General features: G+C 43.9%; 7 protein-coding genes, 1 pseudogene and 1 riboswitch. Of the genes and pseudogenes, 2 read left to right on the plus strand and 6 right to left on the minus strand.

Going from position 1 to position 10,491, the window contains the following annotated elements; all coding sequences use genetic code 11:
* Nucleotides 1–59: 59 nt before the first annotated feature.
* Nucleotides 60–671: an L-threonylcarbamoyladenylate synthase gene (locus B5F25_RS01790; RefSeq protein WP_022039732.1), complete on the plus strand. Its 612-nt coding sequence runs from the start codon at nt 60–62 to the stop codon at nt 669–671.
* Nucleotides 672–767: 96 nt separating this feature from the next.
* Nucleotides 768–1,643 (plus strand): mechanosensitive ion channel domain-containing protein, encoded by an 876-nt coding sequence (locus B5F25_RS01795; protein ID WP_241148333.1) that lies wholly within the window; start codon nt 768–770, stop codon nt 1,641–1,643.
* A gap of 71 nt (nt 1,644–1,714) precedes the next feature.
* On the opposite strand, the gene B5F25_RS01800 is transcribed toward B5F25_RS01795, so the two are convergent.
* The 6 genes and pseudogenes from B5F25_RS01800 to rhuM all read right to left on the minus strand — a co-directional run.
* Nucleotides 1,715–2,962 (minus strand): DUF5074 domain-containing protein, encoded by a 1,248-nt coding sequence (locus tag B5F25_RS01800; RefSeq protein WP_140406840.1) that lies wholly within the window; start codon nt 2,960–2,962, stop codon nt 1,715–1,717.
* Nucleotides 2,963–3,117: 155 nt separating this feature from the next.
* Nucleotides 3,118–4,557, minus strand: coding sequence for a DUF5074 domain-containing protein (locus B5F25_RS01805; RefSeq protein ID WP_087247221.1), 1,440 nt, complete (start codon nt 4,555–4,557; stop codon nt 3,118–3,120).
* 1,414 nt (nt 4,558–5,971) lie between these two features.
* Nucleotides 5,972–7,105: pseudogene (locus tag B5F25_RS22695) on the minus strand (YncE family protein); the annotation flags it as partial.
* Between the two features lie 12 nt (nt 7,106–7,117).
* The gene (locus B5F25_RS01815) at nt 7,118–9,130 is read right to left on the minus strand and encodes a TonB-dependent receptor (RefSeq protein ID WP_087247223.1); all 2,013 of its coding nucleotides are present in this window, start codon (nt 9,128–9,130) and stop codon (nt 7,118–7,120) included.
* Nucleotides 9,131–9,179: 49 nt separating this feature from the next.
* A riboswitch (cobalamin riboswitch) is annotated at nt 9,180–9,391 on the minus strand.
* A gap of 89 nt (nt 9,392–9,480) precedes the next feature.
* On the minus strand, nt 9,481–9,876 hold the full coding sequence (locus B5F25_RS01820) for a type I restriction enzyme endonuclease domain-containing protein (protein WP_239465522.1): 396 nt from the start codon (nt 9,874–9,876) through the stop codon (nt 9,481–9,483).
* Nucleotides 9,860–10,491: RhuM family protein (rhuM, locus tag B5F25_RS01825; RefSeq protein ID WP_241148335.1), on the minus strand; the 632-nt coding region annotated here is incomplete at its 5' end. The genes B5F25_RS01820 and rhuM, both read right to left, overlap by 17 nt.

A 10,491-nucleotide genomic window follows, 5' to 3' on the forward strand; every position in this document is an offset into this window, starting at 1 on the left:
CACAGATTAAAAATAAATAAAATAATCTGTGTAATCTGTGGTGAATTTTTAAGAAGCCTATGATACAGAAACTGTACGACAAGCACAATGATCCCGATGTGTTGCAGCATATCGTGGATATCTTGAATGACGGAGGAATTATCATTTATCCTACCGACACGATGTATGCGATGGGATGCCACGCTTTGAAAGAACGTCCTATCGAAAAGATTTGCCGACTGAAGAACCTGAATCCGAAGAAGAACAACCTTTCTATCATTTGCTACGATTTAAGCAATATCAGCGAATATGCGCAAGTAGGGAATGCCACTTTTAAGCTGATGAAACGTAATCTTCCCGGTCCCTTTACCTTTATCTTAAAAGCTGACAGCCGTCTGCCCAAGATATTTCGCAACCGAAAAGAAGTGGGTATCCGTGTGCCCGATAATACTATCATCCGTGAAATTTGCCGTTTGCTTGAAGCTCCGATTCTGACCACTACCTTGCCTTTGCGGGAAGGTGAGGATATAGAATATATAACCGATCCTGAGTTGATTGATGAAAAATTCGGCGAAGAAGTCGATTTGATTATTGACGGAGGTATAGGAGGCATCGAACCTTCTACCGTCATTAATTGTTGTGAAGATATACCCGAAATTGTCCGCCAGGGAAAAGGTGAACTGGAGGTATAAGAAAGAAAATTGAATTCCGCAAAACATCCTATGTAGGGGCAATTAGGTGAAATGCGGACATTCATTAAAAGAAATGTGCAAATAAACGAAGTAATTATGGTATTATCAACTTTATTGAATGTGGTTTTGCTGGCTGCAGAATCGGGAACGACATTGGTTAATGTAGAAGATTTGCTTGACAAACTGTTGAATTGGAGTATTGATGCAGGAAAAAGTATTTTGGCTGCCTTGATAATCTTCATTATAGGGCGTTTTGTCATCAAGCAGATTAATCGTCTGTTCCGGAAAATACTGGAACGGAGGAAGTTGGAAGTGAGCGTACGGACTTTTTTGGAAAGTCTGGTCAGTTTGTTGCTAAATATTGTACTTGCTTTTGCTGTTATCAGCAAGTTAGGAGTGGAAACTACCAGTCTGGCTGCTTTGCTGGCTTCGGCAGGTGTGGCTATTGGTATGGCATTATCAGGTAATCTGTCTAATTTTGCCGGTGGTCTGATAATTCTGGTGTTCAAGCCTTTTAAGGTGGGAGACTATATTGATGGCCCTGACGATGAAAGCGGCACCGTGAAAGAAATTCAGATATTCCATACAGTGTTGACCACTGTGGATAATCGGATTATTTATGTACCGAATGGATTATTGAGCAGTAATGCCATCACCAATTACAGTAAGCAGGAGACACGTCGTGCCGAATGGGTTTTCGGTGTAGAATATGGTGAAGATTTTGAGCGGGTAAAAGAAGTGCTTCAACGCATTATTGATAATGATCCGCGTATCTTAAAGACTCCGGCACCGATGATTGCTTTAGGGGCTTTGTCTGCAAGTAGTGTGGACATTAAGGTACGTGCATGGGCAAAAACGGCAGACTATTGGGATGTTTATTTCGATATGAACAAGACGGTATATGAAACCTTTAATAAGGAAGGTATCGGTTTCCCATTCCCACAATTGACCGTACATCAGGCGAAAGACTGATAGAGGCGAAACGATGATAAGCCAAGGGGCGAGGCTGTTTTTATAATCTTATCACAGCCTCGCCTTGTTTTTTACATGGGATAAATTCCTGTGGCGTAATGTGTGATATCGGAAATGCAGCGCGTAGCCTGCGTACGGTCTGAGTTCAGGTCGTATATCAGGACATTAGACTGCGGAATGACATTTTCAAAGCATTCTGAATGTGTGGAGATGTAGAGTTTGCCGTTTTGTGCATCAATGGTCATACAGTCGAAACCATTGGCATTCGGGGCATCTTTCCGGATGTCGATGTACGGTTCTATTTTTCCGTTATCGGCTGACAGGCGTGAAATACGAGTTTCACTTTCCGGGAAGTAGATATTGTTTTTATACGAAAAAATACTTGACGAGGCGGTGTTGAAATAATCTGGTGAGATGGTTGTCCTGATTTCTGTTTCTTTTGCGATGTCCCATGATTCGAGGTCGATATAATAAAGGTAGGTTACGTTGTTTCCACGTGTGTATGTGGCTGCTACCAACGTACCGTCGTCTAACAGGCATAGTCCACAGATGAGATTCCCCTTTCCCAAAGCCAACGTGCGGTTAATCTGGTTGCTGTCTTTGCTGAATTCTACCAGTTTTGTCTCCGACCAAAATCCGCCGGCTCCTGCATAGATATGGCCGTCAATAGCCATCATACCGTTGGGAGAGATAATGGATTCGATGGTAACACCTTGATTGCCTAAGGCATAGCTTCCTTCTATCAAATGCAGTTCATCGGTTGTACTGTCGAAACGATATGCAGCTTGTGCGTCTGTGATAAATACATTGTGTTCGTCCAATACGATGATGTTCGATAAATTGGCTTCCACTTCAAGGCGTTCGTTTTCTTGCAAGCAACCCTCCGGTCTGGCAAATGTCATCATTTCACGGGGATAGGCTTTTTCTTTTCTCATGGTTTCTGCATCGGCGATAATCAGGAGTCCGTCTCCTTGTGGGACTTCGTCAAGGTCCAGATAGTCGTCACACAAAATATAAAGTTTGTTACCATGACGGTAGAGGGCATCTGCCTGGTTGCCCAGTTCGGTTCCATTTACTTTTTTGTATACATTTGTTTCTACAGTACCATCAGGAGCAATGTAGGATAAAGAGCCGTTCTCTAGCATGCGTGCCCCTCCGTTCAGTATTAATATGCCGTTTGGTGAAGCATATCCTTCAAGGGTAGGTTGGGATATGCTGTCGGTAGGCTCAGATTCAGGATGGAGAGTTTTGATGTTGTCCGAGCTGCAGGCTGTAAAGCATAAGTAGCCTGCCAATAGGAAGAACGTTGTTTTTCTCATAAAATGTAATTTCTTTTTTATTTCAGTTAGTAATGTCAATCAGGAGTTAAGAAGGAGTTGGAAGAAGTTATCGTCCGCCAGGCGGACTGGAAGTTAGATGCCAATACCTTTTTGTCTCTTTGTGAATGCTATCATAGAACACAGAATGCACAAATCTATACTGCGCATGGTATAAAGAAGAAACCTGCCGGGAAGCGGGTATAGTTTTCAAACTTGAACAGAGGAGTACCGGTGCTTCCTGCAAAGTCGAATACCCAAAGTTGATTGGTGGTATAGAACGGTCCCACTCCTTTCAGGGTATTGGCATATACATATCCTGTGGTGGGATTTACCCCTAGGCCATTGTACATTATTTGGGCTTTTTCATCCAGCAAAGACAAGTCTGTCAATATTTCATCTTGTGGTGTTTTGTTGCCTTGGTCTATGTCTGGACGGAAGTCAAGGCGATAAATAGTTGTTCCACTGGCATAATAAATTGTGTTGCCATGTGTGGCAAAGGCACATCCTGATGACCCGACTGACGGGACTTCGCTGATGTAATTTCGCTCCAGGTCTTCTTGAGTCGCAGGGTTGTACCGGTTCATGGAGATTTCACCTCCAAATTTAGTACTCATTATCCACAGGCAGTTGTCGGGAGCTGAAGCTATGCCTGTAATACCATATAACGAATAGAACGGTACTGAAATGTTTGTAATTTGGTCATTACCTGGAGTGATTTCGTAAAGTCCTGTCATGAAGTTTTGGTTGTAATAGGTGTACACCTTTCCATTGACAATGGCAAACGGTGCTTTGGGGGCTTCTTCCGAACCTTTGATAAAGGTCAGCGATGCATCGTTTTCGTTCATTCGCCATATACCGGCATTGTCACGGATATAAATGTGTTCTTCATCGATAACGGCAATGTGTGTAGGCCAGTCTAGCGGGCTGAGCGTCTCTTTCGGATAACTTTTCAGTTTCTTTAGTGTACGTGTGTCGGTTATGACCAACATGCCGTCATTATCCGATTCTGCTCCCATCGCATTGCCGTTCCCGTTTTGGGAAATGATGTAGGTTTTTCCGTTGTATTGACACATGTCTTGGGGTACATTGCCCAGTTCTGTACCATTTACTCGTTTGTATACATTGTCTACGATGTATCCTTCGGCGGTAATGTAAAGAAGTGAGCCGTTTTCGGAGGTCATATTTCCTTCGTTCAGAACAAATGTTCCTTTCGGGTCATCGAATGTGACAAGATAGAAGTTTATGCTGAGTGTAACGGTTTGTCTGTTTTCACCTTGTGCAGTCAATTGCAAGCTGAAGGTCTTGGAAACATTTTCCGAAGCCGATGGGGCAGTGATACCAATGCAGGTCGTTTCTTCGTTTATATTGACTTGCCATCCCTCGGGTACGTTGTCGGCTGTAATGCTGTTTATATGTTCGGCTAGGTATTTTATCTGGCAGGTCTCTCCCGGAACCACGATGACAGGTTGGTCTTGCCCTATGCTGTCGGTCAATTCGAATACCGGCGCTTGGAGTTCTACTGGAGTGTTGTCGTCTTTACATGCTGTGGTACCGATTAAAATCAGTATCAGCAGCCAATTGCATAAGTTCTTCATTTCCTTTTGGTTTTTTGTTTTGTATATCAATTTGTTATTTATGCGGATCAGGGGAGTTATACTATTATACTATGCGCGGTATGGATTTGTGTATTTTGTTAATGCCACAGTTCCGGCATGCTGTCTACGTTCTGTCCGCTTCGCATTACTGTACTTCATCATACCCAGATTAGTTAAAAAGGATAGCTTCGTCTGGTGTAAGATTAATAATCTTACAGCGAATGACCTATATTTTCACATTAGCATATTGTTTATTGACCTATTCTTCTGTGTATTCTTATGTAGTCTGTGTTCTATATAGCATCAACAAAAATGCACAATTGCATACCGCGATGGTATAACTTCTGATTAGCATTATCAGGCAGTTCTTAAGAAGCTGTTTTGAATTTATCGCCCAAAGCACACACGAAAACAGATACATCAAGCCAAGAAAAACTTTTTGGAGAAATTCAAAACAGCTTCTAAGTTAGCGTGTAGGAATTTCCTCACCCAGCATGTGCAGGTCTTCCACGCCACTCACTTCTGTAGAGCATTCGCCTATCCATCCGTTTTCCTGATTGATTCCGGTATATATCTTAATGAGGTCCACACCAGGTAAATCGACTTTATTACCGTCGCTGTCGGTTGCCCAGTCAATGTCAATAGCAGATTCATCGTTGGTATTCATGGCATTGTCGGCATATCCGTATGTAAACGGATAAAGGACAAAGTAGGTACCGTTTCCACTCTGGTCTATTCCATTTTGCGGAAGTCGTGAACCTTCGAAGCGTAACTCCTTGTCGCTAATCCATTGTGGATAATAAGACTGGGTATTATGGACGTTTTTCCGGATGTATCCTGTTTGTCCTTTGTTGTCTGTCCAGCAGATGTACGTTTGTTGTTCTTCTTCGGTGGCCGGTTCTCCTTCGGGAGCTTGGTAAACAATTTCGTAATCGTTGTAAAAAGCCATGTCACAACCGGCACTCAGAGCTGTTTCATACCATGTTTCCTGTTGAGGGTCGTGATGGGCACTTCCGGCTATTTCATACCATTGTCCATCGTCTGGCTGTCCGTCTTGATTTTCGTCTAATGCAACTTGGATGATACCCGGTTCGTAACTGCCTCCGCTTGCAGCAGTAGAAGCTCCTTGAAAAGCATTGCCCAGAATACGGAAATCCCGTAGTCCTGCTTTGTTTTCAATCCGATGGTCGAAGCCTACGATGACATAACCTCCATATCCTCCTAGCGAAATCATGCCACGATTGTTATTCCCGATAGCTTCCAAGGCTTTCCGGTTCATGTCTTCCTGTGTGTCGCCTTCTTCGTATTCAGGCATAGCATTGACAAACTGGCCTGGAGCTGGCATGTATTCGATTACTTGGGTGATGTATGCCGAACTGGTTGTTTCTTCCGGAGCATCGTTGTAATAGAAAGGTTCTGTGGCAAAGGCGAAATGTGCCGGAATATCGCCTGTACGTACGCTCCATTGTTTTTTGCCTTCGGAGGTGAAGCAGTAAAGATACCCCGGTGTTACGTAGTCGGTAGCATCGCTTACATAGATTTCCTTGGTTTCAGGGTTGACTGCAATGCCGTATGGAAGTCGGATATCGGCTTCTGTGCCATCGGTAATGAATTTGTCGGAAATCATTTTGCCTTGTGCCGTATCGTAGATGCGGTAACCTACTTCGTTGTTTCCGGCTGTGTAGCTCCATTCGGAAGAGATGATGTAAAGCAGGTCGTCATCCATCCACATTTGGTTGGCAGAGATTCCCAGGTTTCCGGTTACGGTTTCGGTAGTAGGGTCTATGACGTAGATATCCGAGCCTTCTCCATAATAGTCTCCCCGTGAAATAACATACAGGTTTCCTTTCGAGTCTTTTTCCATCTGGTGCAGGTTGATGGCTACATCAATGGTGTTGACCACTTGAAAACTCTCTAAGTCGATGACCGAAATGGTACGGTCATAATTCGGGTAACGGTAACCGCCCGAGTTGGCTACATACAGCCTTCCGTTAACGATAGCCATATCTTCAGGCTGATAACCTACTACCACTTCGCGGGTTATCTGGAAAGTATTCGTATCAAATTCTACCACTTTGCCGGGGCGTGCTTCTGGATCTATCTGAACCGGTCCGGCATACGAACTGACATAGGCTTTGTCATCTTCGAAGGTTATGTAGCGGCAATTAGTAATGTTGACGCTTCCCAGATGTTTGGCTGTGCATGCGTCCATCACTTCTACAAAGTGTGAACAGTTGACCACTACATATAGTTTTCCGTCGTGTATCTGAATGTCGTTGCCTACATCTCCCAGTTCTTTTACGATGTCGGGGTTGCTTTCCGGATAAATGTTGCGAAGGTAATATCCTCCCCGTGCATTGAAAAAGTCAATTGTACATTTGTTGCTTCCCATGTTTCCTTCGTTGAGAAGAAAAAAGCCTTCAATGTCCTTAGGGTCGGTAGGGTAGGTAATGATTTCCTGCTCCGAGTCGAGCACAGGCAGTTCTTCCCTGCATCCCGACAGCAATGCCAGCAGGAGCAGGACAAGCGGATATCTTCTGATTTTCATAAGAGGTATATTTTAAAACATATATTGCACGATGAATTTGAAATTGATGCCGGGCATCGGGTAGCACGATACTACTTCGTATTGTTGGTTCAGCAGATTGTTCACTTCCAAAGTCAGTTTCAATTCTTGCGAACGGATGCGTTGCCGTTTCGAAAGAGAACAGTCGCTGGTGTACCACGACGGTTGATAGTTGACGGGCAGGTTGGCTTGTGAAGAATACCGTTCGCCGGTATAGATAAAACTGTAACTGGCTTCCCACGAACGCCAATTGAAGTTAACCGCTGCCGATCCGCTGTGCCAGGGTATGTAGGGTATTTGTCCGCCATAAAATTCATTATCGGGATCGGTAAAGTCTTGTGCTTTCTGATAAGTGTAATTCAAGCGTCCGCTTAGCAAGGCTTCTTTACCCACTTGCCAGTCGGTTTGTACAGCTACATCTATGCCCCGGATTTCCACTTCACCCAGATTGACCATGGTCCAGCGGAAGAAGTTGGAAGTAGGGGTTGCTACTATCTTGTTCTTTACTTCGTTGTAATATACATCGGCTTGTAGCTCGATGTGTTTCATCCACAGGTTTTTGAAGTCTTTTCTGTAAGTTACACCTATATTATATTGGTGAGTATATTCAGGGTCAAGGTAAGCATTGCCTACGAATGTGTAGTACAGGTCATTCAGGGTAGGCATGCGAAATATCTGTTTGTAGAAGGCACGGAAATTCAGGTCTATCTTTTTAAACGGTCGGTAGCTCAGTATAACCGATGGTGTCCATTCCAGCTTGTCGGATGCCGGTTGTCCGTTTTCTTTCAGACGGTCGGATACAAACGTGCCCAGTACACTTGCCTGCAATTGTATGCAGTCGAAATGAAAGGCTGTGGCTGCAGCAAAAAGTCCTGTGTTCCGCCGTGGATAGACAAAGTCTTTTAAGTTTGCATTCAGCAGGTTGAATTGCCAGTCTGCCGACAGGTTCAGGCTCCAGTACGGTGTCAGGTCAAAGCAATTGGCAGTCGAAACATAAAGTTCCTGCTGCCGGTAACGGTTGTTGATGTACATCAACGATTCATCTTTGTTCGGGTCGGCAAGGTAATGCAGGTAATCGTAGGCATACTTAGCACTGGCAAGAAAATGATAACGTTCCGAGAAATCTTTCCGGAACAGTGCTTGGGCAAAGAAATTGGCATCGTTCTGGCGGTCTTCGTGTGTAAACTTGTTACGCACAATGGCTCCTGGATAACCTCTGTCGGAAAAGTAAGCATACAGTTTGGTACGCCAGTAGCCGTTTTTGATGTTACCGTATAACCCATGCTCGATGCGCAGGGCGTTTACGTCACCATTCTGGCGCACAGCAGTGGTGTCATAGCCTCCTTCAGTGGCATAGCGGAATTTATATTTACCTGTGGTGTACAAATACTCGGCACTGAAGGAACTGCTTAACTTTTCGTTGATTTGCTGTTCCCAAAGGATGGCAGGGTTTACTACTCCGAACGAACCAGTCTTGAATGTAGCCTTGACATTATATTTCTTGTTGTCTTCAAACTTGGGAATACGCGTCTGGAGATAGATGGTACCTGCCGAACCAAAGTCCTTAGCCGACTGGAAAATGGCACTTTTCTGTCCGTTGTAGAGTGTGACGCTTTCCATATTGTCGAGCGAGAAACGCCCCAGGTCTACAGTTCCGTTTTGTGCATTTCCCAGTTCGATGCCATCGTAGAATACCCCTACGTGGTTGGTACCCATACTTCGGATATTGACCGTTTTCAATCCTCCGATGCCTCCATAATCTTTCAGTTGTACACCAGAGAAATAGCGTAACGCGTCAGCAACGTTGTGCGAACCTAGCCTTTGGAGTTGTTCTCCCGACAAGCTCTGTACGGGAATGATGTCTTTCTGCAAGGCACGTGCGGTGACCAGCACTTCATTCAAGTGTTGCAGGCTGTCGGTCGAGTTCTGGGCATACAAAATGCAGGCATGGTTCCATACAGTCCAAAACGATAACAGCCAGACAAGCCGGCTTTTTTGTTTAACCATAAATAAAAAGTGTATTCAATAAACCAATTAACCGTGTTGTCCTCGCACACAGATAACATAAACTCTTGGCAGGTCTTCTGACTGACTTCTCTTCCGGAACCTTCCCAATACGTTTTTCAGATACAACGCATCAGTGGTAATAGCTTTTACCGGAAGATTATTGAAGCTTCACAGCAGCGGGACTGTCCGGGATTTTCACCCGATTCCCTTTTAATCCGCTTGTCTGAACAGACAGGCAGAACCAATTACGATGCAAAAGTAAGGTTTTTATTTTAAATGTGCAATAGGTCTGCAATAAAGCCATCGTGCCCACGATTTAAAGCCACTATGCGGTGTGCACATTTTATAAATTACTTGTAGGGGCGTATCGCATACGCTCTAAAAACACCTGTGTGGATAAGTGGGTGCATCCGAGATGCTTCACTATGCAGCATGACAAATGATTTTTCGCATTTTATTTCTGATTGACTATATCTATTGTATTTCTTGAAGTTCTCCGCTTGTTCCAAAATTGTTTTAAACACCTCGTCATTTGTTACTGGAGGGTAGCCATATTCGGTTAAGACCAAAATCAAATCCATTTTCAGTTCTGCCTTTATGTCATCACGAGTGGACCAGTCGGTGTACTTGGATTTATCTGCTACAATTTTCTTGATTTCAGCAGCGAGTTTAAGTAACTTATTTTCGGGATATTCAAAACTAAACTGTTTGGCTATGGATTTCAGAATATCATACATCTTTCTCATGGGCGAACCATTGGCTTCCGCCGAACTTTGCCTTCAGTTCTTCGATAGCTTGCATGGCACCTTCATACGTTGCACGGAACTTTGCTTCGTTCGTAGTCTGCTCTACCGCCAACTGCTGATAATCGTACTTGTCCAGCGTATCGAGGGCATAAGCATAATCGGAAACCACTTCTACCAGATTGAGGGCATCATCGGAAGTCAATGCTTCTTGTGCCTTGACCGTCCTGCCCAAGACGGCGACCAGCTGTTTCAATTCCGTGTAGCGTTGTTCCGTCAAAGCTTTATTGACGGCATAACCTTTCACCAGATATTCTTTTAATACTTTATTTGCCCAAATGCGGAATTGCGTACCGCGTAAAGAGTTTACTCGATAACCGACCGAAATAATCATGTCTAAGTTATAATAAGGTATTTGTCGAGTAACAGTTCTTTTGCCTTCTGTGCGAACTTGTGCAAAAAATGCACAAGTTGGATTTTCCTCCAATTCTCCAGTTTTAGAAGCTGTTTTGAATTTCTCCAAAAAGTTTTTCTTGGCTTGATGTATCCTTTTTCGTGTGTGCTTTGGGCGATTTTTTGGTCCTTTTCGCTCCTGTTCTTCGTCAGATAGCCCGCTAT

This window comes from Bacteroides sp. An19, from assembly GCF_002160215.1.
In the GTDB taxonomy this organism is placed as follows: domain Bacteria; phylum Bacteroidota; class Bacteroidia; order Bacteroidales; family Bacteroidaceae; genus Phocaeicola; species Phocaeicola intestinalis.